This is a genomic window from Nocardia sp. NPDC050175, assembly GCF_044459885.1.
In the GTDB taxonomy this organism is placed as follows: Bacteria; Actinomycetota; Actinomycetes; order Mycobacteriales; family Mycobacteriaceae; genus Nocardia.
In genome coordinates this window covers 231,328-257,077 of sequence record NZ_JBITJI010000002.1, presented here as the reverse complement: position 1 = coordinate 257,077, position 25,750 = coordinate 231,328, and the positions used below count along the sequence as shown (strand labels likewise).

Sequence of the window (25,750 nt, the reverse complement as noted above, 5' to 3'; positions counted from 1 at the left end):
CGTGGCGAGTCTATCGTCTCGGGGGGTGGATCGCGAAAACGGGTGGTCACCGTGGGCGGTGTCAGCCGGATTGGGCGGCCATCAGGGCGGCGGCGAGGGCGGCCAGGGCGAAGCGGGGTTTGACGTTGACGTCGAGGGCCTCGCGGCAGGCGAGGACGGCGTCGATGGATTTGAGCAGGCCCTCGGGGCGGACGCGGTCGGCCAGATCGTGGATCTGGTCGGACATGTCGGGGTGGGTGAGGGCCACGCCGGAACCGTTGCGGGCGGCACCGAAGCGGACGGCGAGCGCGTCGCGGTAGACACCGGCGACGTCGATGAGGGCGCGGTCGAGCGAGTCGCGGCCGGTGCGGGTGGCCCGCGACTTCTGCCGTCGCTCCAGGTCTTTCAGCACGCCGGCGGAACCGCGGGTGGCGCCCGCCGCGCCCTTGCCGGTGCCGCCCGCGCCCATCGCGGTGGCCAGTTCTTCGCGTTCACGGTCGTCGCGGCCCGCGCTCATCTGTTTGGCTTCGTCGTCGGCGGCCTTGACCAGTTCGTCGGCGGCGGCATAGGCGGCGCCGGGTTTCGAGGCGGCGCCGACCAGGGCCAGCGCGCGCTGGCGACGAGCGCGCGCCTCTTCGTCGGTGGCCAGGCGCCGGGCGCGGCCGACGTGTCCGCCGCTGATCGAGGCGGCCCAGTTCGCGGTCTTCTCGTCGAGCTTGTCGCGTTCCATCAGCACCCGTGCGATGGCGGGCACCGAGGGCGTCACCAGATGCACGTGCCTGCAACGGGAGCGCAGGGTCACCGAGATGTCTTCGGGGTCGACCGACGGCGCGCACAGCAGGAACACCGTCCGGTCCGGCGGCTCCTCGACCACCTTCAGCAGCACGTTGCCCGCGGCCTCGGTCAACCGGTCGGCGTCCTCGATGACGACCACCTGCCACCGGCCGGTGCTCGGCCTGCGCGAGGCGATCTGCACGATCTCGCGCATCTCCTTGGTGCTGATGCTCAGCCCCTCCGGGATCACCCGGCGCACGTCGCCGTGCGTGCCCGCCATGGTGGTGGTGCAGGCGTGGCAGCGACCGCAGCCAGGCGTGCCTGGGTCGGTGCACTGCAACGCGGCCGCAAAGCACAGCGCCGCAACGGATCTGCCCGATCCGGGCGGCCCGGTGAACAGCCACGAATGCGTCATCGCCCCCTGGACGACCTCCGCGCGGGCCGCGACCGAGGCAGTCGTGAGCGCGGACTCGACCGCATCCTGGCCGACCAACCGATCGAAGACACCTGCCACGCCGTACACCCTAGCCGCCCGCACCGACACAGATCGCCCGGTCGGGTGCGGGCGACGCGCACGCGGCTATTGACCGTGCCGGCCGCCGGGCGGATCCTCGAGAAGGAGGTGGAATCACCGTGAGAATCCTGTTGATCACCGGCGATGCGGCCGAAGACCTCGAGGTCATGTACCCGTATCAGCGTCTACTCGAAGAGGGCCACGAGGTGCATATCGCGGCCCCCGCCGTCAAGAAGTTGCAGTTCGTGGTGCACGACTTCGTCGACGGCTTCGATACCTACACCGAAAAGCTCGGGCACAGTTGGCCTGCCGACGTCGCGTTCGCCGATGTCGATCCGGCCACCTACGACGCGTTGGTCGTGCCCGGCGGCCGGGCACCGGAGTACCTGCGCAACAATCCGGACTGTCAGCGCCTGGCGCGGCACTTCGCGGAGGCGGGCAAACCCATCGCCGCGCTGTGCCACGGACCGCTGATCCTCGCTGCCGCAGGCGTACTGGTCGGCCGCTCGTGCAGCGCGTACCCGGCGTTGGCCCCGGATATCGAGGCGGCCGGAGCCAAATTCGTGGACAGCGAGGCCTACGTCGACGAGAACATCGTCACCGGCCGGGCCTGGCCCGATCATCCCGCGTGGATGCGTGAATTCCTCAGGGTGCTGGGCAAATAGCGCGAAATCCGGTCGCGGGTCGGGCGCTCCGCCCGACCCGCGAACTCAGGAATTTCCGACGCCGGTCTTCTTCGCCGCCGTCTTCTGCGCGGCGGTCTTCTTGGCCACCGTCTTGGTGGTCGTCGACTTGCTGGCCGTCGCCTTCTTGGCGGCGGTCTTCTTCGCCGCAGTCTTCTTGGCGGGCGCCTTCTTGGCCGCAGCCTTCTTCTTCACCGGTCCACGCGCCCGGCGATCGGCGAGCAGCTCCATCGCCCGCTCCGGGGTGATCGACTCGATCTCGTCGCCCTTGCGCAGCGTGGCATTGGTCTCGCCGTCGGTGACGTACGGACCGAAACGTCCGTCCTTGATCACCATCGGCTGGCCGGAGGCCGTGTCGTTGCCCAACTCGCGCAACGGCGCCGCGGCGGACGCCTGCCGCCCGCGCCGTTTCGGCTCGGCGTAGATCTTCAGCGCCTCGTCGAGCGTGACGTCGAAGATCTGATCCTCGCTGGTGAGCGAACGAGAGTCGGTGCCCTTCTTCAGATATGGGCCGTAACGGCCGTTCTGCGCGGTGATCTCCTCGCCGGAGGCCGGGTCCGCGCCGACCACACGCGGCAGCGACAGCAGCTTGAGCGCGTCGTCGAGCGTGACCGAGGCCAGGTCCATCGACTTGAACAGCGACCCGGTGCGCGGCTTGGGCGCGACCGCCTTCTTCGCCGTCTTCTTGGCGGGCGCGGCGGTTTCCTCGGCGGCGGGCTCGGGCAGCACCTCGGTGACGTACGGGCCGAAACGTCCTTCCTTGGCGACGATTTCGTGCCCGGACGTCGGATCCGTGCCCAGCGAGCGGCCCTCCTGCGGCGTCGAGAACAGCTTCTCGGCGACCTCGATGGTCAGCTCGTCCGGCGGCAGATCGTCGGGCAGGTTGGCCCGCTGTGAGATCGAATTGCCTTCGGGGTCATCGGGATTGACGACCATCCGCTCCAGGTACGGACCGTACCGGCCGACCCGGACGACGACGTCGCGTCCCTCTTCGTCGGCAAAGAGCTTGATGGAGTTGATTTCTCGCGCGTCGATGTCGTCGAGCCGCTCGCCGACCATCTTCTTCAAGCCGCCCGAGCGGGCCACCGAACCCTCGGCACCGGTCTCGCCGCCGAAATAGAAGCTGGACAACCAACTTCCGCGCTGCTCGCGGCCACCGGCGATGGCATCGAGGTCGTCCTCCATGCCCGCGGTGAAGTCGAAGTCGACCAGTCGGCCGAAATGCTCTTCCAGCAAACCGATCACGGCGAACGCCACCCACGACGGCACCAGCGCGCTGCCGCGCTTGTACACATAGCCGCGGTCGAGAATCGTTTTGATGATCGACGCGTACGTCGAAGGCCGGCCGATGCCGAGCTCTTCGAGCGTCTTGATGAGCGAGGCTTCGGTGTATCTCGCGGGCGGATTCGTGCTGTGCCCATCGGGATTCAGCTCGACCGCGGTGACGCCCTGGCCCTCGGCAAGTGCGGGCAGCCTGGATTCGGCGTCGTCGGATTGACCGCCCGCCTCCTCGTCCACGCTCTCCACGTAGGCCTTGAGGAAGCCCGCGAAGGTGATGGTGCGACCCGAGGCGGAGAACACGCATTCCTCGCCGGTGGTCGCGGTGCCGGTGATGCGCAGGGTCAGCGTGGTGCCCCTGGCGTCGGCCATCTGCGAGGCCACGGTGCGCTGCCAGATCATCTCGTAGAGCCGGAACTCATCGTTGTCCAGTCGCGCGTGCAACTGGCCCGGGGTGGCGAAGGTGTCGCCGGCCGGGCGGATCGCCTCGTGTGCCTCCTGCGCGTTCTTCACCTTGCGGGTGTACTGCCGCGGTGTCGGGTGCACGTACTCGGTGCCGTAGAGCTGCGTCGCCTGCGAACGAGCCGCGGCGATCGCCGACTCCGACAGCGTGGTCGAGTCGGTACGCATATAGGTGATGTAGCCGTTTTCGTACAGCCGCTGCGCGACCCGCATCGTGCGCTCGGAGTTGAAGCGCAGCTTGCGCCCGGCCTCCTGCTGCAGCGTCGAGGTCATGAACGGCGGATACGGCTTGCGGGTGTACGGCTTGGCCTCCGCGGAGGAGACCACCAGATCGGCGCCGTCGAGCGCCTGCGCCAAGCGGTGCGCGTAGGCCTCGTCCAGCACGACCACCCCGGAGGCGGTCTTGAGCTGGCCGTCCGAGCTGAAGTCACGACCGGTCGCGACGCGCGCGCCCGCCACGTTCACCAGCCGCGCCCCGAAGGTCCGCGGGTTACTGGTGTCACCGTCTTCGCCCGGGCCCGCGTCGAGTTTCGCGGCGATATCCCAGTATTCGGCGGAGCGGAACGCCATCCGCTCGCGTTCGCGCTGGACGATCACCCTGGTGGCGACCGACTGCACCCGGCCGGCCGAGAGCCGGGGCATGACCTTCTTCCACAGCACCGGACTGACCTCGTAGCCGTACAGCCGGTCCAGGATGCGGCGGGTCTCCTGCGCGTCGACCAGATCGTTGTCGAGGTCTCGCGTGTCGGCCGCGGCCGCCTGGATGGCGGGCTCGGTGATCTCGTGGAACACCATCCGCCGGACCGGGACCTTGGGCTTGAGCGTTTCCAGCAGGTGCCAGGCGATCGCCTCGCCCTCCCGGTCGGGGTCGGTGGCGAGATAGAGCTCGTCGGCGTCCTTCAGCAAGCTCTTGAGCTCGGCGACCTTGGCCTTCTTATCGGGGCTCACCACATAGATGGCCTCGAAGTCGTGGTCAACGTCGACGCCGAGGCGCGCCCAGGACTCACCCTTGTATTTGGCGGGAACGTCCGCCGCCCCCCGTGGCAAGTCCCGGATATGGCCCACCGAGGCCTCGACCGTGTAGTTACGGCCTAGGTAGGGCGCTATCTTTCGGGCCTTGGTTGGGGACTCGACGATCACGAGACGACGCAGGGGACGGCCCTGGTCGGCTGCACCGCGGTCTCGTGTTGCCACCGGCGAATACACCTTTCCTGTCGACCCGCGCTGACGCTTTTCGGCGCTGTGCGCGGCTGGGGCAAGCGGGGACGACGGCTGGGCGTCGCCACCAGACACGTTTATACCTTGACGCTACGTGTGGTCGAGTGCTTGCGACTTGAACCACAGAGCGTACGCGCGTCACTGCGAATCAGTATGCCTTGTGTTCAGGCCTCGGCTGCGCCACGGCGTGTTCACAACGCCCTGACCTGAGTCGCTGGGTGTGTCTTTGCCCTAGATATAGCTCGTCCCCCACCTCCGGGTTACCGGCGGTGAGGGACGAGTGTTGGATGGCGTCGCTCAGCTGAGCGCGCGAACTCCGGTGGCCTGCGGGCCCTTGGTGCCCTGGCCGACCTCGAACTCGACCTTCTGGTTCTCTTCGAGGGTGCGGAAGCCCGAACCCTGAATTTCGGAGTAGTGGACGAAGACGTCAGCGGAGCCGTCCTCGGGCGCGATGAAGCCGAACCCCTTCTCCGCGTTGAACCACTTCACAGTTCCCTGTGCCATTCTGTTCCTTCTCTTTTCTTACCGGAACGGCGGACAACTGGGTTCGTCCACCGGGCCCGTTCCGACCGCTGTACTGTTGGTTCCCCCTGCAGGAAAGCACCAAGCACACCGTTCGCAACATCGATCCTGCTGACGGTTTGGACTTTGGATCCGACCCTCGAACACAGAAGCTTGCGACCAGGAACCAGTGAACCATGTCTCCGAGCAATTCAACAGTCGAGTTACCGACAATTTGCAAAAAAGTTGATCTTGCGAATGCGCAGGTGAGGGACACAATGCCAGAATCCGGACTTGAGGTTCGTTTGCCTCCCGATAACCGAGTGGGCGTATGGCAAACAGCCTGTGACCCAGGTCGCTATTTGGTATCGAATTGGCAGGTAGGGCTTCCTAACCGCGCACGTTTCACACTTTCTCAGCGTGTCGCGGCGCGCGCCGCATGAATCCGACGAACTCGACCGCCCGTGCGGCACTCCCTAACGACCTCAGCTACGGGACATCGTTGCTGAATCGTGTCCTAGCCGGCGCACCCGCTGACGACCCTCGGCTAACCCATGTCGTCGAGCTACCGGCACGCGCCGCCGAGGTCACCACCTGGCCCGATTGGACATCGCCAGAGGTGATCTCGGCATTACAGGACACCGGGGTGGCCGCGCCCTGGAGTCATCAGACCCGCACCGCCGACCTCGCCTTCGGCGGCGCCAACGTCGTGGTCAGCACCGGCACCGCGTCCGGTAAGTCGATGGGATATCAGCTGCCGGTATTGACCGCGCTGCGCGAAGACCCACGTGCCACCGCTATTTATCTGTCACCTACCAAAGCACTCGGCGCCGATCAGCTGCGTGCGGTCGGCGCACTGACCCACGAGGGACCACTGCGCGATATTCATCCGGCGACCTATGACGGCGATACGCCCGCCGAGATCAGGCAGTGGGTACGGGCGAACGCACGCTGGGTTTTCACCAACCCCGACATGCTGCATCTCGGCATCCTGCGCTCGCATCAGCGCTGGGCACGGGTGCTGCGCAGGCTGCGCTACATCGTCGTCGACGAATGCCACGCCTATCGCGGCGTTTTCGGTTCGCACGTGGCGCTGGTGCTGCGCAGGCTGCGCCGGATCGCCGCGCGTTATGGCGCCGACCCGGTGTTCGTGCTGTGTTCGGCCACCACGGCGGAGCCCGCGGCCGCCGCGTCCCGGCTGATCGGGGCACCATGTGTCGCGGTCACCGAGGACGGATCGCCGCAGGGGCCACGCACCGTCGCATTGTGGGAGCCGCCCCTGCTCACCACGGTGACCGGCGAAAACGGCGCACCGGTCCGGCGGGCGGCCACCACGGAGGCCGCGCGGATCATGGCCGACCTGGTGGTCGAGGGCGCGCGGACACTGACCTTCGTGCGGTCGCGGCGGGCCGCCGAGCTCACCGCGATGGACGCGCGGCGGCTGCTCAGCGAGATCGATCCGAGCCTTGCCGAGCGCGTTGCCGCCTATCGGGCCGGGTACCTGGCCGAGGATCGGCGCGAGCTGGAGACGGCGCTCTCGGACGGTTCGCTGCTCGGCGCGGCGACCACCAACGCGCTCGAGCTCGGGGTCGATATCGCCGGGCTCGATGCCGTGGTGATCTGCGGTTTTCCCGGCACGGTCGCGTCGTTCTGGCAGCAGGCCGGTCGGGCGGGGCGGCGCACCCAGGGGTCGTTGGTACTGCTGGTGGCCAGGGACGATCCGCTGGACACCTACCTTGTGCACCATCCGGAAGCGCTGCTGGACAAGCCCGTCGAGGCCACCATCACCGATCCGCGCAACCCTTATGTACTGGGTCCGCAATTGCTCTGCGCCGCGTTGGAACTGCCGCTCACCGATGTCGAGGTGGACGAGCTCGGCGCTCGCGAGGTGCTCACCGGCCTGGCCGAGAAGGGGCTGATCAGGCGGCGCGTGGCCGCGGGCGACGAGGAGCGCGGGCGCTGGTACGTCACGGCGGAAACGCAGCCGCACGACGCCGTCGATGTCCGCGGTGGGATCGGCACGCCGGTGGCCATCGTGGACGGGGAGACCGGCAGATTGCTCGGCACGGCCGATGCCGGGCGGGCGCCCGCGACGCTGCATCAGGGCGCCGTTCACCTGCATCAAGGCGATACCTATGTGGTCGACGAGCTGGACCTCGAGGACGGTGTCGCGTTCGTGCACGGCGCCGAGCCCGGGTGGACCACCAGCGCTCGGTCGGTCACCTCGATCGCCATCGACGCGATGACCGACCAGCGTCGCCACGGCCACGTGACGACCGCATTGGCGCAGGTCAGGGTGACCAGTCAGGTGGTCGGCTACTTGCGGACCCTGGTCACCGGCGAGGTGCTCGACCTGGTCGAACTCGACATGCCCGAGCACACGCTGCCGACCAGGGCGGTGCTGTACACGGTCAGCCCGGAGTTGTTGGCGCTGGCCGGCATCGACGCGGCGGACGTGCCGGGCGCGCTGCATGCCGCCGAGCACGCGGCGATCGGGCTGTTGCCGCTGGTGGCGACCTGTGACCGGTGGGATATCGGCGGGGTCTCCACCGCCGAGCACCCGGATACCGGGCTGCCGACGGTATTCGTCTACGACGGCCAACCGGGCGGGGCGGGCTTCGCCGAGCGCGGGTTCGCCCAGCTGCAGCGCTGGCTCTCGGCGACCCTCGCCGTCATCGAGTCCTGCGCCTGCGCAGCGGGCTGTCCGTCCTGCGTACAGTCACCCAAGTGCGGAAACGGGAACCATCCGCTCGACAAGGCCTGCGCCGCACGATTACTCACCGCGGTGCTGGCCGAGCTGTCGGTCAGGTGACGGGCCGAGCCCGGTCCGTGACGGTGCCGAGCTCGGCGCGTGCTCGAATAGCGACCTGACCTGCGCGATCACCGGCGCAGGCGGTCGCCACCGTTGCCGGACCGCGGTCCGGGCAGGGTAGCCGAATAAAGAGGAATGTATTCAGGTTAACTGCGCTATTGCCACATCGTCGCCTGCGTACATGCGCATTCATTCGATTCTTTATCCGCATACCTGCGGACAATTGTGCCGTCTGAAATTATTTGGCCAGGGCAATTGCCAATTTCCGCCACTCGGGACAACGCCGGGAGTGCGCGTCCGCACTTAGGTTTCTCTCAGTCTTCTACCGGTCCGGCCCGTGCGACAGCGCGCACCATGCGTACTCCTAACAGACCCATTGGTACATTCCTGTTAACAATCACAGTTGCGTCCCACTCCGCGACTTCACACGCTTCCATCCGCACCGCCATCCGCCGCGCAACCGCACCCGCCTCGGCACACCCCGCATCGCCTCCTTCGGCCAATGCCCCGGCCGCCGCGAGCGCCGCCAAATCCGCCGCCGCCTGCGCCCGATGCCGAGTGACAACCACCACACCCACCTGCCCGACCATCAGCGTCCCGGCGATAAGCCCAGCCAACGCAAGACACGCAAACACCGTCGCCGCTCCGGCGTCACCCCGAAGCCGCGCAAGCGCACCCGCCCGGCCACCATGATCCGGCCAACGATGCCCAGACAACGGCCGAAAACACGCAGCCCACACCCGAACAGCGCCGCTGACCACGCGCTGCCGGGCGGGCGGCGATCGATGACACAAGCGCGCCAAGGCGCTCACGATTGCACCTCGCCGACACGCGGCCCCTCGCGCGCTGACGCGCTGTGCCTTCGGTTCCCGCCGACAGACGCTCACGGTGTTATCCCTGGCTCGCGTGACGCGACGGCGTCTGCGTGGAGGGTCAGCAGGGGTAGGAGTGGTGTTCGGGCGGTGACTCGGGCGATTACCTGGCTGCCCTCGCGCTGTATCGAGATGTCCGCGGTTGGGGGTGCGACGCGGCGGGCCGCTGAGATCGCGTTGGCTTCGTCGCCGCGGGCGGACAGGCGGGCCGCCTCGCGGGCGGCGTCGACACAGCGCACCTGTGTCGACGCCGCCAGCAAAGCTCCGATACACAGCACCATCGCGACGACGAGGGTAGCGAGAGCGATCGCCGCCTCGACCGTCACCGAACCACGATCATCGCCGAGAGACATTGCACCACAAGGCTTTACCCCATACGGCGATGTTTCTACACGGCGGTGTTGAGGGCCCGATCGATGATCTTCGTCAGCGCGTTCACAATGCTGTCGCCGGTCACCACCCCGTACAGCACCGCACCGAACGCCGCGGCGGCGATCGTGCCGATCGCGTACTCCGCCGTGCTCATCCCGTCGTCGGCGACCACCGCGTGCATGATTCGCAAACGCAGCTCCGTATATACAGCCCTCGAGCCGTGGCTCGCGTGGCTCGTCATTCGCTCGATCCGCACCTGATTCCCCTCTCACCTCACCCCGCGCGGCCGATCCGCGCGGGCGTGTTCCGATGGGCCGTGCGGTCCTCGCGGGCACGGGTCCGGCCGTGACCCGCTCGCGCACGACCCCGCCACGTGGACGCTCACTCACAGCAGTCCGCCGCCGAGCACCCGGCCGGCCAGTCCGATCACCACCGGGACGATGCCGAGGCAGACGAAGGCAGGTAGGAAGCAGAGTCCGAGTGGGCCGCCGATCAATACTCCGGCTCGCTCGGCTCGGGCCGCAGCGGCATCCTCGACCGCAGCCCGGCGTTGTTCGGCCAACTCGCCGACGGCGACCGCCATCGAGGCGCCCGACCGCGCCGACCGTCGCGCCATCCGCGCCAGGGACTCGACCTCCTCGGCACCCGCGCGCCCGGCTCCGTCCGCCGCCGCGCGCTCCCACGCCGTCGCGGCATCGGCGCCGAGTGCGAGCAGATCCGCGGCTCGGCGCAGCGCCTCCCCCAACGGTTCCGGTGCGCCGGGCGCCACCGCCCTGGCCGCGCCCACCATCGGCAGTCCTGCTCGCAGACACGCCGCCAGCAGGTCGAACACTGAGGCCGATGCGAGCGGGTCCAGCTTCTGCTCGGACGCAGGGGCGGCGGCTTGCGTGACCTCCGGCGGCCGAAAGGCCCGCAGGCGACGGCTCACCGCGACCCGGCCCGGCAAGACGATCAAAGCGGCCGCAAGCAGCAACGTCGGCAGTGCCGGACAACCTACCGACAGCTCCACCCAGAGCCTCCCCACGCACGTTGTCAGACGAATATTCCTCTACCGCAAGGTAAGTCGTGAAAGGCGAAGCCGAGTCAGCAGTTAGTGACGAATTCGTTTGCCGCGCAATGGTTTGTGCGCCCAGGCCGTAATTGACTTGCTTCATACGAGCACCTTTCGGGTGATGACATCGGTCCACAGCAAGCCCGCGCAGGCGAGGGCGGCACCCAGTGGCAGCACGACTGTGCCCGCCGATGACGCGAAGAGGACGTGCAACGGCGCGGCGCCCATCAGTTGGCCGAGACCGATGCCGAGCAGGGGTAAGGCGGCCAGGACGGTGGCGGTCGCGCGGGCACCGGCGAGGGCGGCGGTGGTGCGGCCGTGAAAACGGATGCGGCCCACCAGGTCTGTGCGTGCGGCGGACAGCAACTCGGCGAGCGCGAGTCCGTGCCGCTCGGCCACCTGCCATGCGTCGGCGATGCGGGACAGCTCGCCGGCCACGATGGAGTCCGGATGCCGTAGTCCATCGGCGGCGGAACCGCCCAGCCTGCTGCGCCCGGCGCTCACGGCGAAAGCTTTGGCGGATTCGCCCCGTGCCTCGTTTGCCGCGACCTCGGCGGCGGCGCTCGGATGCGCGCCGACTCGCAGCTCGCCGATCACCGCCTCCAATGCGTCCAGCAGATGGGCACATTCGGCGCTCCTGCGCCGATCCCGACCCGCTCGACGAACCCGGAATCCCACTGTCCCCACCACCATTGCCGCTGCAAGGAACGGACCGATCCCGAACACCAGCACAGCCACGACCCCGCCGCAGGCAATGACTCGAAGTACCGTGTCGCGCCGCACTTTTCCAGCCTCGATCGGCTCCGCGAACAGACCGTCGAATCGACGACGCGAAGTCGAAGGCGGCACCGTGAGCAGTGCCAGCGCGAGACACGTCAACGCGACGGTCACCGGCTGGCCCAGTTCGGTGCTGCGCCCGGCCGTTCGGCACTCATCGGTCGAGCCTCTCGTCGAGGAGCCGGGCCAGGTCGTCGAAGGCGGGGGCCGGGGCGGATTCGTGCCAGGCGGGGGCGATGTGGACGCGACCGTCGGCGTTGCGGTGGACCAGGCCGATCTCGCGCAGTCCACGGGAACCATCCGGTCGGCGGTGCACGTGCAGAACGATCTGAACGGCGGCTGCGAGTTGACTGTGCAGGGCCGCGCGATCCATTCCACCAAGGGCCGCAAGGGCTTCCAGGCGCGCGGGTACTTCCTGTGGCGAGTTCGCGTGAACTGTTCCGGCGCCGCCTGTGAGTTGCCACCGCAGATTTCACTTGACAGGCGCGTTGACCTGCACGGTGAAATCTGCGAGCTTGGGCAAATTCGTAGGTTTACGTCAGGCTAGATTTCACCAATCTGGCGCGGGAATGTCGCCCGCTGAACGGGTTCCAACGACCGCCAACTGTAGGTGTATGTGGTAGGCCACACCAGTCGTGGCCGCGGAACACCGGAAGGCTGATCGTCAGAAGCGTTGGCGACGGCGGAAATTCGCCTCCGCGCTCTCCGCTTGTTGCATAGAGAGACCGTGGCGCGGGCGAACCACGTAGACCGCCTCCGTGTCGTTCTCCTCAGTCGCGATCTGCTCGACAACACCCTTCAGGATTAGGCGGAAGTTGTCGTCGACGAAACAGGCTGATGCACAGTCGTTTTAGACACGGCTTGCTTGCGCCGCCGTTTGCGGGCCTCAGCCGCGTGTTCGTTTCCTCGCTGGTCGATAGAGATCTGGTCCATCACTGGCACGGTGATGGCCTCGATGCCACTGCGGATGGCTTCGCTGGCGGATTCACGGATGAGGTGTGACAAGCTGGCGATGCTTCCGCCCGTACGGTTGTGCAGATAGCGCCAGTGCCGACGCGCCAGGCTGTAGGGCTCATGTTTGAACAGAAGCAGTGAATCCTCCAGGGTGGCTATGATTTTGGCCCACTCCTCGATCTGGTCTTGTGTGTTGATCTTGTAGAGACTCATGGTGTGCAGGTCGTTGCGTGCGGCGGTTTGGGTGGCCCGGTCGCGAGCTCGGCCTTCCAGGAATAGCGCCGAGGTCTTGAGGTTGCTGCCGAGGTAGACGAAGGTCGCGGCGGTGTAGTTGGCTAGGTGCTTGAGGTGGTCGTTGGCGACCTTGCCTTCCTTGAGCGTGACATCGAGGTGGTGGAATTCGTCGAAGATGACCAGCTCGGTCCCGCAGATGCGCATCGCTTTGACCACTTGGTCGGTGATCGCTGTCTTCGTAGCACTGGATTTAAAGGGCACCATCAGGAAGTTGGCGATGGCGATGGACAGGTCCTTGGGTGTGGCTTCGGAGCCGATGCTGACATAGACGATGGGGATGTAGTCGCGGACGTATTCTCGACCTTCGTCGGTGACGAACCGTTCGGGCGCGAACTTGCGCAGTTTGCGTTCGTAGTCGGCGGCGAACCACTTGATCAGTGTCGACTTGCCCATGGTGGCGGGTCCATCGATGACTTTTCCGCGCCGCGCCCCGGCTGGTTGATATCGGTTGACTTCGAGTCGGCGGTCGAGTTCGTAGTGCAGTCTTTTGACGTCGGGGGTGCGTACGAGCACGAGAGCACTGTGATACGCAGCGCGGGAGTTGTTGAACTGCCAGCGGTCTGACTCCGACATCTCCTGATACTCGTTGTAGGAGAGCATGTTCGGCGGTTCCGGTGGTGCGGCATCGATGTACCGGCGCCACTCTTCCTTGTTGTGAGGCTCGGCGAACATCGGGTGCATCAGTACTCCTGGTCCGATCCAGGGCGCCAGACCTCGCCGGCAACGATGTGGGACAGATCGACGTCGTCGAGGTCGGTGATGTCGGAGTCGAGGTCGGGGGCAGCGACTACATGCAGGGCAGGCACCTTCCGCTGTGCTGGGGTGCCGGCGGCGGCTGCCAGCGCTCGGTGATGATCGCGTGACGCGGCGCGGGCTCGTTCGGCGTCGCGAGCGGCACGGCGCCGATCGGTGGTGGTCCACGATTCGGGGGCATCAGTACGGTTTTGCAAGTCGATGAGTGCTGCAGCGACTTCGGCTTGGTCGAGTTGGCGTTCGCTGCGGGCGCCGATGAGCTTGACAACTTCACGCAGGGTGTTGTCGGTGAACGGCAGGTGCTCGTCGAGGGCGTGTGTCCAGCGCAGCAAAACCCATCGATCCTTGAACGGGTCGTGGAAGTAGGCGTGCAGCAGGTTGCGTGGGTCGTAGCGGATCGGCCACTTGCCGCCCGCGTTCGGATAGGGGGAGGTGGAGTGCCGGAGGTCGAAGAGCACCTCTTCCGGGTTCTCCTTGGCGTCTTTGTAGATGAGGTTTTCGATCTGTACCCCAGCATCGGTGATCTTGCGCCAGGCGATCGGCATGAGCTGGAAATACAAGGTTGGGTCGGTGGGACAAGTGACATAGCCGGTGAGCCGGACGCCAAACCCGTAGGCTTGGTTGGGCGAGAGTCTCTCCGATGGGTAGCCGGGGACCGTGAGCCCCTTGTGCCAGCGACGCTGGTAGACGGCAACGACGTATTCGGCAAAGAACTCTTCGAGTTCGGGAACGGTCCAGCGAGCCTGTGCTTGCGGATCACGTCCGCGGCGAGCGACGTCTGAACCCTTGTATCCGGCCACATGCTCGCTGAACTGAGAACGGATGGTGTTGAACACCGCTTCGACTTCGGGTTTGTCGGTGGGTCTGCCCTTGCGGGCGAGTGGATAGCTGATCCCCAGTGAGGTGCAGGCACGGCGCACCACATCGGACTTGTATGGCATGCCCTGGTCGACCAGGATCGTCTCGGGATAGATCACGGGCCGCGAAGCGGCTGCAGCAAGACGTTCATCGATGTTCAGTAGCCGCTCGTGCGGAATCCACATCATCGAGTAACGCAAGGTTTCCGGCCATCCGGACCGCATCGGCTCCGGCGTCATCGCATCGGCCACGAGCAACCCGATGTCAATTCCCTTGGTGCCCAACGGGGTAATCCGCCACGCCAGCAGCGACCGCGAGTAGAGGTCGATGGCGACGGTGATCTCGCAAGTAAAGGTTTCGTCGGTGATCGGATCGTAAGCGATGACGTCGAGCCAGCTGGTGTCGATCATGACGATCTCGCCGGGCCGGTGAGCGATGACGTGGCCGTAGCTGCGGTCGGGTTTGTTCGCGGTGGTCTGGCGAGTCTTGGCCAGGCCGAATGTGTAGCGGCCTGGCAGCAATAATGTGACGGCTCGGCGGAAGGTCGACTCCGATGGAAGTTCGACAACACCCGGGCCGTGGGTGTTGTTCAGGCGGTTCTGCACGCGCCGTTTGAAACGGTTGATGGTGCCGGTGGATTCGGATTCTTCGAAGGATGCTTGTTCCCGGACGGCTCGGACGATGCGGTGGTCGATGCGGGCTAAAGGGTTGGTGCCCTTGATTTTTCGCTTGTCGACCAGTTCTGCCACACCATGCTCGCGGTAGCGTGCCAGCAGTTGGAACAGGCGCCGGTCGGTGTATCCGATTTCGGCTGCCTTGGTGATCATGCGCTGCTTGACCGGCAGCGAGGGATGGTACTGCTCGCGCGGTTCGCCGGGTTGTACTTGCTCGGGTGTGCCGCTGCGGTATCCGGTGGTGGCTTCGAGCAAATGCGCTTCGAGCTCGTAGACCCTGTCGCGGTCGGGTTCAGGCAGATCATCCCACACAGCTCCGTTGTCCCACCCTGTTCGCACCAGATCGTTTGCGGTGTTGTCGGTTTCGGCGTTGGGCGGGTCGGTGATCTCATCGGGACGAGGAGTGTGCCGGAAGCTCGGGTCGGCCAACAGTGCACCGACAACGATGAGTTGGGCGTGACCGCTGCGTGACTGCAACCGGACGGCCGATTCGGCGAAGCCGACGACCTGATGCGGCTCGTCTTCGAATTCTATCCACTGATGTAGGGCGAGCTTTGGGGGAAGGCTCATCGGGGTTCTCCGGGTTGCGGGGTGACGTGGTAGGCGTGAGAGTCGTTGCGGGCGTGCAGGATCGTGGTTTCCTGTAAGGGGCTGGTGAGGTCGAAAACGATTTCCTGGCGCCAGCACAGATGGAACAGCACGGGCCGCGCCAGCTCAGGGATCTCGCAGAACGAGCACAGATCACCGAATCGGACCGGTCGTTGAGCCAGGCTCAGCAGCCGAGGCAGGTATTCATGCCCGGCCAGCGGGGGCCTGCGGAACCCTGCCAGCCACGACGCTGTCGCCCACAGTTGCCGGTCTGGTTCGGTGAATACTCCGTAGTCCCAGCCCAATTGGTCACAGGTCCGGCGGGTGCGATCGGCCTGCTGGATAACGTCGAGGTCGGTGACGGCGTCGGGATTTTTGACGTCGAGAAGTAGGACGGCCCCGTCGTCGTGGCGGGCGAAGATGTCGGGTGTGTGGATCCAGGTGCCGTCGGTGTCGATGCCGTGGAAGGTCAGCGGCTGTCCAGCGAATGCGACCACATCCGGATCGAAGTCGAGCAGGGTCATCCACTTCGATTCCAGCCAACTCTCGTACCCGACGAGGGTGCCGGTAGTTGCTGACCAGTAGTCGCCGGGAGTATGGGTTTGGCCGATACGATGCGGGATCACCCGGGCAGGCAGGCAGTCCTCGAACCGCACGTCTCCGATGGCAGACATGGGCTCGAGCTGTTCGGTGCCGTCCGCTTCTCGGTAGTGCACCGCGACCCGTGGACCGCTGCCAAGGGTATGCCATTGGGGCAGCCTCACCCGACCCGTCACGCGGATGCCTCGCCAAGCAAATCTGTTGTGGTCCAGGCGATCAGAGCCTCAGCAACCGGGCCCGGGAGCTGGTGAGCGAAGCGGCGTGCACCTTCGCGTACGGATTCGTCGGTGGCATCCCACGACTGCTGATACGCGGGAGCGTCACGGACGTCGCCGCCGGTGAATCGGCTCCATATCCATGCCGCGCCGTGGCGACGGCGCTCTGGCGTGACGGGAAACCTGCGCCCGCCGCTGGTAGCACGCAACACCTCATACGGGACCGCGTCCAGGTGCTTGAGTCGTTGACGCCGACTGGCGTAGTCGACAGGCTCGCGTGCGTCGAGGCGAGCCGCCGCCCGATCTATCGAGGTCCAGAATCCATTCACATCGCCGATGCGGCAGACCACCACATCGGCGGCACGCGCCGCTTTACGCGGATCCATGTCGAGCTGTCGGGCGGCGTGCGGCCAACTGTGGGCACCGAGCACCCGCGCCACTGCCAGTGCCGCGAGCCGCCGTCCGGTCGGCTCAGCGGTACCCGGTAGATAACTACCAATCAGGTCGCGATAGTCCTCCACATCCAGCAACTGCGGCACGTTGCGAGCGGTGATTGCCAGGTCGCCGGCCTTGGGTGGTACAGCTCCGGCGACACGTGACGCGGGCCTGGTGAAACGGGCCAGCACAACGGCCAATGGTGCGGGTACCTCCATCACACGAAAAGGGTTGTGCCCGCGCAACTGTCGGCGTTTACGGTCGGTGGCGACGGCAAGTTCACTGACCGCGTCGGCACATGCATTCGCGTCGGCCGCACCAAGGACTGTTTGAGCGGCAGCCAACAACCCTGCCGTGATCTCCGGGGTATCGGGCATCGCGCGTAGATCACCCGGCCGGCGTGCGCCGTTCTCGCGGCGCTGCCGATATTGGGTGGCCAGCGCCTCCGAGCACCGTTTCTCGGTTTCATCGGCTCTTCGCGGCGAAGGACACAAGGCACAGTCGGAGAACCGGATCATCGCTGCTAGCAGCTTCACCGCTGTGAACCATTCGGCAGGTAGAACCGAGGTGCCCGCGATCGTGACAGGTGCGCCTTCAGCAGCGGCCAGTGCTGTTCGCTGCACCGCGATCAATCGATCAGATGCCGCGATAGTGCCGATCTGCGCGACAGGCTGACGGCAATGTCCGCCACGAACATGATTGCCGCACAACCATGGATCGGGTACCACCACCCGCGAGAGCCCCCGCGGATTACTGCCGCGGTAGCCGCGGCGCAATCCAATGCCGCACTGCGGGCAGGAGGCCACAAGCAAGACGCGATGCTCAGGGCAGACCGCGGCGATCCCCAGCCGCCACCAAGTCGGCCAGACCGGTGATTCCGCAAGGCATTTCGGACAGGCCCTACTGCCGTGCAGTACCAGCCATTCTCGCCGGACTACGGTCCGCACGCTCGGCTCCGCAGTCAGGTCAAGACCCGACAGGTCCAAGGCGGTTCCGTCGTAGCGCGACAGCTGCATTCCTATGAGCACCGACTCGTCCAAGCCGGTTGCAGCCACGACTGCGGCCCGACTGGCCGGAGTCAGCACCAACCCAGAGAACACCGGACGCACATCACCGCGCGCCGCCCGAACCTGCACTCCCAGTTGAAGAACCAGCAGCCCTGGTGGGAGGCCTAGATCGACGGAGACCCGATCCAGCCAGGACACCCACGCCTCGCCCGGAGCGGGCACCAGCACGTGCGAGAGCCGCCGCGGTGGGGTACCTGGCAGCACGGCGATCGTGGCGCAGCGTCGCACGCCCGTCTCCTCGCTCACCAGGATTGGAGCGCGGGTATGGGAAACTACGGCCGGATGCGACATACGTGCCCCAAACACGTCGTTTCATCATCGAACAGGATAGTTATAGAACTTACCAGAATGAGAGTGGTATGGAGTCCGAAGGTGTGCCCGTTGATCCGGTGCAGGAGCTCAGTGCTGCGCTGTTCGGGCGTGCCCTGCGACTGCCGCTGGCCATTTGGGTCCGCTCGCAATCCGAGCCGTTCTTCCAGCGCCAAGCCTCCGACGGGATCGGCATCCCGCAGACCTACGTGCGCAAGGAGTTAGCGACGTTCGTGCAGCAGGGCATGCTGCGCGAGTTGCCCCGCGCCGAGGGCGACAAGCGCCTGTTCTACGAGCAGGTCCGCGATCATCCGTGGTGGATGATCATCGACGCCGCTGACCAGGCCCTGCAGATCCGAATTCGCGCCCACTGAGGATCGTCAGCGCGGAATCCCCTGTGGCACAACCGACCTCGAAGTCAGTTCCACGCAGCCGACAAACAGCCACTTCGCGCCGACAGGGGCTCGGCACCATCCGAATCCGAAGCCCTCACCCCGCCGCACAGACCCCAGCAGACGTCAACCGCGGCCAGTCGTTGCCGTAGGCGATAGGTGCTTCTCGGCGTAAGCCAGGAGTGCCGATGGCGTGGTGGACAACGCCTCGGCGAGATCCCACAGCCGGTCGATCTGGACGCTGCTGGTTCCCAGTTCGATGCGAGCGAGAGCGGGTCGCGATACGCCGGAGGCCTCGGCCAGATCGTCCTGGCTCATTCCTACCGACTCGCGGGCGCGACGAATAGCGGCGCCGACCGCGTCCCGCCTCATCTTGCGCACCCTCCTCTGTTGTGGAGACAGCGAGGCTTCCGGCACCGGCATGGCCGCATCATCGCACGCCTGACCTGACCAACCCCGCGCCCTCGCTGCACACCATGACGTGTGTACGGTAGCGCGAATGTATCGCATGCGATACAAAGAGCACGTTAAACCTACGTATGCGTCCAGATCCCACGGGAGCGCCAAGTTCCCCGGCTGGCGGTATAGGAGGCACGACGTGCAGGACAAACCAGAAGCCATCACAGCCCCCGTAGCCCCTGGCAGTACAGCCACGGATGCACTGTGGGATCCCTGCCTGATCGGCGAGGATGCTTGGCGGCAGATCGGCGTCGAACCGCCCACACTGAGCTCCGACATCGGCGGCATCGACCGGATCGACGGGTTCAGACGGTGCGGCGGTCGCGACCAGCCGCGGACCTACTCGATCGATGTGTGGTCGCAGGTCTACACAGTCGATGACTTCATCCGTAAAGAAGCCGGAGCCGAGTTTGTGTCGGTCACGGTCACGGGCCGCCTCGGCCTGCGGTATAGCCCTGTGTCGGACAGGAGCGGCGATCGCTGCAATCTGGTCTTCGACTCGATTCTGGGCTCGTTCAGCATCGCGGTGCTGCGATTGGATCCGCGAAGCCATGTCGCCCCCCACCTGCGCGCGATCGAGGTCGCGAACGTCGTGGTCCCGTTGCTGCCGTGCTGAGCATGAGAGACAAGTGGCTAGCCGAGCGAGGCGGCTAGTGAGTGCCGAATGTCGGCACGTGCACACTGATACGCTTTTCGGACCGAGGCCGGGTTAGCCATACCCGGCGGTCGAGACCGGAGGGGATGTACGGTCATGGCGCTACCGGACAAGGGGCAGAAGAACGCCCAAGCGGCCTACGACGCGGCCGCCGCTGGCACGTTCGAGATGCCAGCAGAAGGCGCTACCCGCCTCGCGGCCTCCTGCGACAAGCTGGCGGCAGGGTTGCAAGACGAGATCATGGCCGCCTCGCTTCTCAACAACGTGACGGGTTTTCCCGATCTCCCTTCAGGGCATGCGCTGGCCAAGGGGTTCAGCGCCAAAGGGCGCGAGTACATCGAGACCTTGACCGCGTTCCAGGAAACGGTCCTGCGATACAAAGCGGCCTATTTGGTAGCCGGGAAACAACTCCAACAAGCCGACGCCGCGAACCGAGCAGCGATCAAAGTCGCGGCCAGCCAAATCGAGGATCCCGCATGACAGTCGCAAAAGCGTTGCAAACCAAGAGTTTCCGCAACTTCTCGACTGTCTCAATTCTGGTCTTGAGCGCGTTTGCCGCTGCCGGATGCACCTCGTCAGGGGACGGAAACCCAGTGTCGAGCTCCCCCGCCGTGACGGCCTCGGGATCAGGCTCGACCGCGGCGAACACAGCCAGCCGGCCACCGTTTCCGACGTTGACCGCGCCCGAGCTGCAGCCGCCGAAGCAGCAGAACCAGAACCGCCCGGACGTTGCTTTTGACCCCTGTACCTGGATCGATGACGAGACAATCAGCCATCTCGGGTACGATCCTCGCTCACGCAAACGCTCGACTGACATCCACGCCGAGTACACGTTCCTGGGCTGCGAGTTCAAGTCCGTGGACAAGGCGTACAGCTTGGGCATCCTGTCGGGCAACCGAACCTTGGAAGAGGGGCGTGCGAAGTTCACCACAGATGGCGCCCAGATCGAGGACACGACCATCGATGGTCACGCTGCGCTGATCGCGCGACCGAAGGCACCCGCCACCGGTTGCGATGTTCTGCTGCAGACCAAGGTGGGTTACATCGACTTCGACCGTGTCATCGCCGCGTATCTCATCGACGGACCAGCACCTGAAAGATGTTCGGGGATGGTCGATTTGGTGCGCGGGATCATTCCGCGTGTCGGGGACAGCTGAATCGGGAGGGCGTCGTGGGTAGACGGACGAGCAAAGAGATCGCTGACGACATTCGCGAGCAGCAGAGCCAGCTTGCTCACGTGAGCGGATTCGGGGCCGCGGGGGTCGACCCGGCTTACGTTCCCGATCGCGAATCGTTCGACAGCTACATACACCAACAGATCTGGGATCTGGTGCACGAGAAGCTGGATCCGGGTGCGATGGGACAGATCGCGAGCGAGTGGAGCTACCGGGCCGACAAGCTGCACGAACTGTTCGACACCTTCTCCCGCGAGGTGAAGAGCGAGTTCGCTTCCTGGTCAGGCGCATTCGCCTCGACCGCCCAACAGTCGACCGCCACGTTCGTAAGCGCAGGAGCCGAACAGCACGACACAGCCCGGACGGTTCAGCGCCTGATTGCCCTCAATTCCAGCGCCGCGCAAACGGTCAAATCCGCGATCCCGCCGCCGCCCCCGCCGTATCAGGAGGACCCCGACCCGGTGAAGGAGGCCGCGGACGGGGCGGCCCGGCGCACGGCCCACAACGTCGCAGCAGCCGAGGCTCAGGCGAGCGCGCAGGACACGATGAACTTCGTGTACAACCCGACCATGCCCGCCTCGGGTGACAGTGTTCCCAGGTTCGTTCCGCTGCCCCCTGGCCCTGCCCCTGGGGCGCCGAGCCCTGGTGATGTCAATCAGCAGCCCAGCGTGAGCACCGGTGGAGACAGTCCCAGCGAGCCCACCAACAACAGCAAAAATGGTGAAACCGGAGACGGGAACGGTGAGACCGGAGACGGCAAGCCAGCTGAGCAGCCGCCTGGAGAAAATCCGCAACCAAACAACCCTACGACGCCTGCGCAGACGACGACATCGTCACTGAATGACCCTGCCGCAACGAATACCCCGAAGCCGTCGTCGACCTCGAACACACCGACGGTCCCCGCAGGCGTCAACCCTGTGGACAAAACGCAGGCATCGCCTTCGGCCACAGTGCCTTCCGTCCCCGGATCGCCCGGCTCCCGAGTACCGGGTACCCCTCGGGTCACCAGCGGCACCCCCGGATCGCCCGGCAATCGCCCAGGCGGCCCAGGGATCTCGATACCTGGACAACCGCAGCCACCTGCGGGAACCAACCCTGCCGGCCCCGCCGGTGTCCGCTCAACAACGGGCAGTTCGACCGCGCCGATGAGCGGGATGCCGGGGGCAAGCCGTGGACAAGGTTCAGATTCTGACCGCAGCAAGGGCAGCCCTGACTATTTGCGGCGTACGCACGAGGAGCTCGTCCAGGTCGATCCGACGATGCCCGCGGTCATCGGTTGGGACGCAACCGACGACGAACCACCCCCAAGTGGGAAGTCCGATAACAGGACACGAGGAGATGGCTAGTGCGGTGGGTGTTCACCCCGGACGAATTCAGTCATGTCTGGGCGACCGAGACCAGGCACGATCGCCGTCCCTACCCGATCAATCTCGCACCCAGGGGCACGGTAGGCACCGAAAGCACAAGAGCGGCATTGCAACTCACCGAGCGGTTCCCACTCAACGGTGACCCGGACCTGACCGGCACATTGAAGTTCCTCGCCCGTACCGATGTCACGACGATCGCGGTGTTCGGCGACCGCTACCTCGACGGACAGCGACTGCCTGACCCGATCCTGGCGCTCGGAGCCACCTTCTCCGATTGGGGCGCGGCCATCCTCGCCACGACCGACACGATCACGGTGGTGTCCTGCCACGCCCGCAACGTAACCAAACACCTGATCACCGCGATCGGCTCGGCGCCTGCGGGCAGGCTCGACACCCTGCGAGAAGCTCGGCGGGCGGTGTTGTTCACCGATTCCAGCCAATGGCAAGAGACCGAAGACAGTCGCCGCGCCAAACGGTTTCGGCACGCCTTGCGCCGACCGATCGACGCTCGCGGCTACTTCACTATCACTGTCGCCCCAGAGGATCCGATGTCACCGCCGCCGCGGCACCGCACCTGGCTGGACTTCACCGGCGACGGCCGTTACTTGCTCACTATCGGTCATGACATGACACTCACCCCCGTCGGCGACAGCGAGCTCACCCAGCACCTCGCCCAGCTCGCCGAAATCCGCTAATCACCAGCTCAGTCCATACTGAATCGGCCCAGCTCAGCGGCCCATTTTACTCTCAAATCTTGGCAGCACCCACACCCGGCATCGTCCAGTAATCCTGTGATAGCGTCGGCCCCAGACTGATATCTGCGAGGGAGAGGTACGTCTGTTGGGGGAAATGCTGCAGGCCGATCTCGATGCGCTACGACAGTTGGCGCAGGACTTGTCGGGCAGGGCCGATGCCATCGCGCACATACCGATGCCCGGTCTTACGCAGGTAGTGATGCCCGACAGCGGTCTCGGCGAAGTCGCCACTGATGTGGCCCAAAAGTTCACGGCCACCTTTGGGCGACAAGCCGACAGCCTTCGAGCGATGTCGGATGCCGCGGCTACCAGCGCCACCAACTACGAGACCGTCGAACAAGCGTTTACCGACCAGCTGAACAAGCTGCGGGCAGAGTTATGACGATCCAAATTCCAACCCTCGGCCAGGTCTACAGTTGGCAGCCCGAGACCCTGACTCAGGCCGGCAACGATCTTGAAGCCGCCGGGAAGAACTTCTCGGATCGGATGGCCGAAGCTCAACGCGCAGTGGACAATACGGCACTCCGCTGGCAAGGCAACGCGGCCTCCGCGGCCTCAGCGCGTGCTCTGACCGAATTCCTCGCTGCGTCCAGGGCCTTCCGTGCCGCCGATGCCGTCGCCCAGTCGTTCATCTCCGCTGGATCGACGATTGCCGGGTACAAGGCCGCACTGGTCAAGATCCATGGCGAAGCTTCCAGCGCCGGTATGTCGGTGTGGCCCGACGGCGGTGTGACGGCGCCGGATTTCCCGAACGCCAAGACCGACGCAGTGGCCGCGATGGTGCAGGGCAACCTCAATCGCGCGGCCGCCGATTTTCAGACCCGCCTCAAAGAGCAGCTGGCCAATGCCGGCTCAGCGATCGCAGCGGCGAAAGCCACTATTGCGGCAGGCCTCGACGACCTCGCCGCGCACGGCGGCCCCGGCGGGGGCAAGGACAGCGGTGGTACACCACTGAGCGGACCGGCGGGAGCGGCCCTGGGCAAGAAGATCCATGACGCTGTTGCCTCCGGCCAGCCGATCCCGCCAGAGCTACTGACCGAACTCGGCGAGGACATGAAAGCCTCCGGCGTGCCCCCCGAACAGCTCGCCGCCTACCTCCAAGGCAACGGCGCCACCATCCCCGCGGCGACGCAAGAGTTCACCCAGCAGTTCTTCAACAACGCCGGTGCCGACGGCTTCATCGCCGCCAGCGAACAGCTCAAAACCCAAGGCCCGGCTGGACAGACCAGCGCGGCGGCGATGAGCAATGCGCTGCTGATGCTCTCCGACGAGAAGGTCGGCACCGGCCGCGACGGGAACGGCAAACCGACCTCGCCAGGTAGCTACGACCGGCTGCCCACCGATATCAAGCAACTGATTTCCACCCGGGTCGGCACACAGGGACCCGATGCCAACACCCAGCAATACCCCGACATGGGACAGCGCCCCGAGAACGCGAACATGAACGCGTTCCTCACCAAGCAGAACAAATTGCTCGACGCACTCGGCATGTCCGACCAGGGCATCGAACCGGGCACCAAAACCTCGACCGAACTGTATCGCCAGGGTTCGCACCTGGCCTGGCAGCAGACCCACAACAACCAGCTGAACCCGGATTCTGGCTACCCGCTCGATGATTCGATCAGCAAATCCGTCGAGATCGCCGCCCGCAACCACGAAGGAACCACCGCGATCCTCACCGGCCAAGGCGGCCCGGAGATCCTTGGTTCCGGCTACCACTCCGACACCGACGTGATGCCGCTACTGCAACGGCATTGGCCCGACGGACCCAACGGACCAGCGATCAACTCGATGCTCGACTGGATCCACCAAGACGCACAAGTCACCGTTGCCCCCGGCGATCCGCACTACCAATCTCAGCTCACCAACGCCGAGCTGGCCGGCAGATCCGCGCACGGTTTGTCACAGATCCTGTCCACCACCCACTCCTCCGACGGCACCAACAACTTCAACGTCCTCTCGACTGGTGAGAACTCCGCCGACCTCAAGGTGCCCCACGGCGCACAAATGACCCCGGGCGTGGCTCAGCATGTTGCTGGGGCACTCGCACCATACGTAGGCAACATGGCGGGTGCGGCGGAAAACCTCACCGGCACACACGGATTCGGCGCACTGAACCCCGTCGAGTCGACGCGCATCTTTACGTTGCTCGACGGCGATCCGAAGGCTGCGGCGATCATCAACGGGGCCGCTATCGCCCAAGCGCACAACTTCGATCGCGCGTTCGCCCTCGGGCAAGGAGGACCGGAACTGGCCCTCGAGTCAGGTCGCTTACGCGGGCTCGTCGAAGGCGGTATCGCCGCTGAGAGTGGCCTGCACGGCTATGACGATCAATCGGCAAGTGCCCACCGCAAAGAGCAGCTCGGCGCCGGATTCATGACGGCCAAGGAGTACATCAACCTGGGAGTCAAGGCCCTGCCCTATGAGAAGTACGTGTGGTCCCCGATGGCGAACTCCATCGAGGCCTTCCTCAAAGACCCCACGGTAGGCGCGATCAACGACAAACCCTCCACGCCCTACCCAGCCATCAGCTACGACAACTTCGACCTCACCGAACAGCAAACCGATGTACGCGCTGACGCCGGCCGCCGATACACGATGCTGCAATCACTCGTCGACGCAGGCCGCGTCGACCCCAACGCCCTGCCCGGCAACTTCACCGACCACGGCGCCCTCAAACCCTTCGAAGATCTCAAAAGCGGTGACCTTGCTTCGGTCCCCAAGATTCTCGAGGGAGCCGGACTGAACAGAGATGACTCCAATCAGTACGTCATCGACGCACGCTCAGGGGACAACGAGATCAATCAGATCGTCTTCGGCGGCAACATGACCACTGCTGACCAACAGTTATTCGTCTCCGTACTACGAGGCGACAAGGTGCCCGCCCACGTCAACCAGTGGAAGTGA

23 protein-coding genes and 1 pseudogene are annotated in these 25,750 nt (G+C 65.5%); 10 read left to right on the top strand and 14 right to left on the bottom strand.

The features are described from left to right. Positions 1-61: 61 nt before the first annotated feature. A complete protein-coding gene (locus ACIBK2_RS06715; protein ID WP_396964466.1) occupies positions 62-1,267 on the bottom strand; it encodes a DNA polymerase III subunit delta' in 1,206 nt (401 codons plus the stop codon). A 119-nt stretch (positions 1,268-1,386) separates the two neighbouring features. Here ACIBK2_RS06715 and ACIBK2_RS06710 point away from each other — a divergent pair, with 119 nt between their 5' ends. Then, positions 1,387-1,932, top strand: a complete 546-nt coding sequence (locus tag ACIBK2_RS06710) for a DJ-1/PfpI family protein (protein ID WP_364726677.1) — start codon at positions 1,387-1,389, stop codon at positions 1,930-1,932. Positions 1,933-1,977: 45 nt separating this feature from the next. On the opposite strand, the gene topA is transcribed toward ACIBK2_RS06710, so the two are convergent. Both topA and ACIBK2_RS06700 read right to left on the bottom strand, forming a co-directional pair. Beyond that, entirely contained in the window at positions 1,978-4,884 is a 2,907-nt protein-coding gene (gene topA, locus ACIBK2_RS06705) for a type I DNA topoisomerase (protein ID WP_396964464.1), read from the bottom strand. A 321-nt stretch (positions 4,885-5,205) separates the two neighbouring features. Continuing rightward, positions 5,206-5,412 (bottom strand): cold-shock protein, encoded by a 207-nt coding sequence (locus ACIBK2_RS06700; RefSeq protein WP_011206895.1) that lies wholly within the window; start codon positions 5,410-5,412, stop codon positions 5,206-5,208. Positions 5,413-5,848: 436 nt separating this feature from the next. Here ACIBK2_RS06700 and ACIBK2_RS06695 point away from each other — a divergent pair, with 436 nt between their 5' ends. Continuing rightward, positions 5,849-8,221, top strand: a complete 2,373-nt coding sequence (locus ACIBK2_RS06695) for a DEAD/DEAH box helicase (protein WP_396964461.1) — start codon at positions 5,849-5,851, stop codon at positions 8,219-8,221. A gap of 314 nt (positions 8,222-8,535) precedes the next feature. On the opposite strand, the gene ACIBK2_RS06690 is transcribed toward ACIBK2_RS06695, so the two are convergent. From ACIBK2_RS06690 to ACIBK2_RS06645, 10 genes and pseudogenes are all read right to left on the bottom strand, one after another. Beyond that, on the bottom strand, positions 8,536-8,937 hold the full coding sequence (locus tag ACIBK2_RS06690; RefSeq protein ID WP_396965845.1) for an Rv3654c family TadE-like protein: 402 nt from the start codon (positions 8,935-8,937) through the stop codon (positions 8,536-8,538). Positions 8,938-9,104: 167 nt separating this feature from the next. Beyond that, complete coding sequence (locus tag ACIBK2_RS06685; protein WP_396964459.1) at positions 9,105-9,446, bottom strand: TadE family type IV pilus minor pilin; 342 nt, start codon at positions 9,444-9,446, stop codon at positions 9,105-9,107. Between the two features lie 35 nt (positions 9,447-9,481). After that, positions 9,482-9,646: a DUF4244 domain-containing protein gene (locus tag ACIBK2_RS06680; protein ID WP_396965843.1), complete on the bottom strand. Its 165-nt coding sequence runs from the start codon at positions 9,644-9,646 to the stop codon at positions 9,482-9,484. A 204-nt stretch (positions 9,647-9,850) separates the two neighbouring features. Then, complete coding sequence (locus ACIBK2_RS06675) at positions 9,851-10,468, bottom strand: type II secretion system F family protein (RefSeq protein ID WP_396965841.1); 618 nt, start codon at positions 10,466-10,468, stop codon at positions 9,851-9,853. Between the two features lie 147 nt (positions 10,469-10,615). Next, a complete protein-coding gene (locus ACIBK2_RS06670) occupies positions 10,616-11,407 on the bottom strand; it encodes a type II secretion system F family protein (RefSeq protein WP_396964457.1) in 792 nt (263 codons plus the stop codon). A gap of 40 nt (positions 11,408-11,447) precedes the next feature. After that, positions 11,448-11,744: pseudogene (locus ACIBK2_RS06665) on the bottom strand (ATPase); the annotation flags it as partial. Between the two features lie 353 nt (positions 11,745-12,097). Continuing rightward, positions 12,098-13,222: a TniB family NTP-binding protein gene (locus ACIBK2_RS06660; RefSeq protein ID WP_396964455.1), complete on the bottom strand. Its 1,125-nt coding sequence runs from the start codon at positions 13,220-13,222 to the stop codon at positions 12,098-12,100. Then, positions 13,222-15,396 (bottom strand): hypothetical protein, encoded by a 2,175-nt coding sequence (locus ACIBK2_RS06655; protein ID WP_396964453.1) that lies wholly within the window; start codon positions 15,394-15,396, stop codon positions 13,222-13,224. Before ACIBK2_RS06655 ends, ACIBK2_RS06660 begins: the two co-directional genes overlap by 1 nt. Then, entirely contained in the window at positions 15,393-16,088 is a 696-nt protein-coding gene (locus tag ACIBK2_RS06650) for a TnsA-like heteromeric transposase endonuclease subunit (RefSeq protein ID WP_396964451.1), read from the bottom strand. The genes ACIBK2_RS06655 and ACIBK2_RS06650 overlap by 4 nt, the downstream gene beginning before the upstream one ends. A gap of 98 nt (positions 16,089-16,186) precedes the next feature. Then, a complete protein-coding gene (locus ACIBK2_RS06645) occupies positions 16,187-17,977 on the bottom strand; it encodes a TniQ family protein (RefSeq protein WP_396964449.1) in 1,791 nt (596 codons plus the stop codon). Between the two features lie 113 nt (positions 17,978-18,090). On the opposite strand from ACIBK2_RS06645, the gene ACIBK2_RS06640 reads away from it, so the two are divergent. Beyond that, positions 18,091-18,414 carry a hypothetical protein gene (locus ACIBK2_RS06640; RefSeq protein ID WP_396964447.1) on the top strand — a complete coding sequence of 108 codons (324 nt, stop codon included), beginning with the start codon at positions 18,091-18,093 and terminating at the stop codon, positions 18,412-18,414. Positions 18,415-18,558: 144 nt separating this feature from the next. Here ACIBK2_RS06640 and ACIBK2_RS06635 read toward each other — a convergent pair whose 3' ends face one another. After that, entirely contained in the window at positions 18,559-18,804 is a 246-nt protein-coding gene (locus ACIBK2_RS06635) for a helix-turn-helix domain-containing protein (RefSeq protein WP_396964445.1), read from the bottom strand. Between the two features lie 127 nt (positions 18,805-18,931). Here ACIBK2_RS06635 and ACIBK2_RS06630 point away from each other — a divergent pair, with 127 nt between their 5' ends. From ACIBK2_RS06630 to ACIBK2_RS06600, 7 genes are all read left to right on the top strand, one after another. Beyond that, positions 18,932-19,507 (top strand): hypothetical protein, encoded by a 576-nt coding sequence (locus tag ACIBK2_RS06630; protein ID WP_396964443.1) that lies wholly within the window; start codon positions 18,932-18,934, stop codon positions 19,505-19,507. 135 nt (positions 19,508-19,642) lie between these two features. Continuing rightward, positions 19,643-20,026, top strand: a complete 384-nt coding sequence (locus tag ACIBK2_RS06625; RefSeq protein ID WP_396964441.1) for a hypothetical protein — start codon at positions 19,643-19,645, stop codon at positions 20,024-20,026. Further along, positions 20,023-20,703, top strand: a complete 681-nt coding sequence (locus tag ACIBK2_RS06620; protein WP_396964439.1) for a DUF3558 domain-containing protein — start codon at positions 20,023-20,025, stop codon at positions 20,701-20,703. Before ACIBK2_RS06625 ends, ACIBK2_RS06620 begins: the two co-directional genes overlap by 4 nt. Before the next feature lie 14 nt (positions 20,704-20,717). Further along, the gene (locus tag ACIBK2_RS06615; protein ID WP_396964437.1) at positions 20,718-22,067 is read left to right on the top strand and encodes a hypothetical protein; all 1,350 of its coding nucleotides are present in this window, start codon (positions 20,718-20,720) and stop codon (positions 22,065-22,067) included. Then, positions 22,067-22,783 carry an ESX secretion-associated protein EspG gene (locus tag ACIBK2_RS06610; RefSeq protein ID WP_396964435.1) on the top strand — a complete coding sequence of 239 codons (717 nt, stop codon included), beginning with the start codon at positions 22,067-22,069 and terminating at the stop codon, positions 22,781-22,783. The genes ACIBK2_RS06615 and ACIBK2_RS06610 overlap by 1 nt, the downstream gene beginning before the upstream one ends. Before the next feature lie 145 nt (positions 22,784-22,928). After that, a complete protein-coding gene (locus ACIBK2_RS06605; RefSeq protein WP_396964433.1) occupies positions 22,929-23,225 on the top strand; it encodes a hypothetical protein in 297 nt (98 codons plus the stop codon). Beyond that, the gene (locus ACIBK2_RS06600) at positions 23,222-25,750 is read left to right on the top strand and encodes a hypothetical protein (RefSeq protein WP_396964431.1); all 2,529 of its coding nucleotides are present in this window, start codon (positions 23,222-23,224) and stop codon (positions 25,748-25,750) included. Before ACIBK2_RS06605 ends, ACIBK2_RS06600 begins: the two co-directional genes overlap by 4 nt.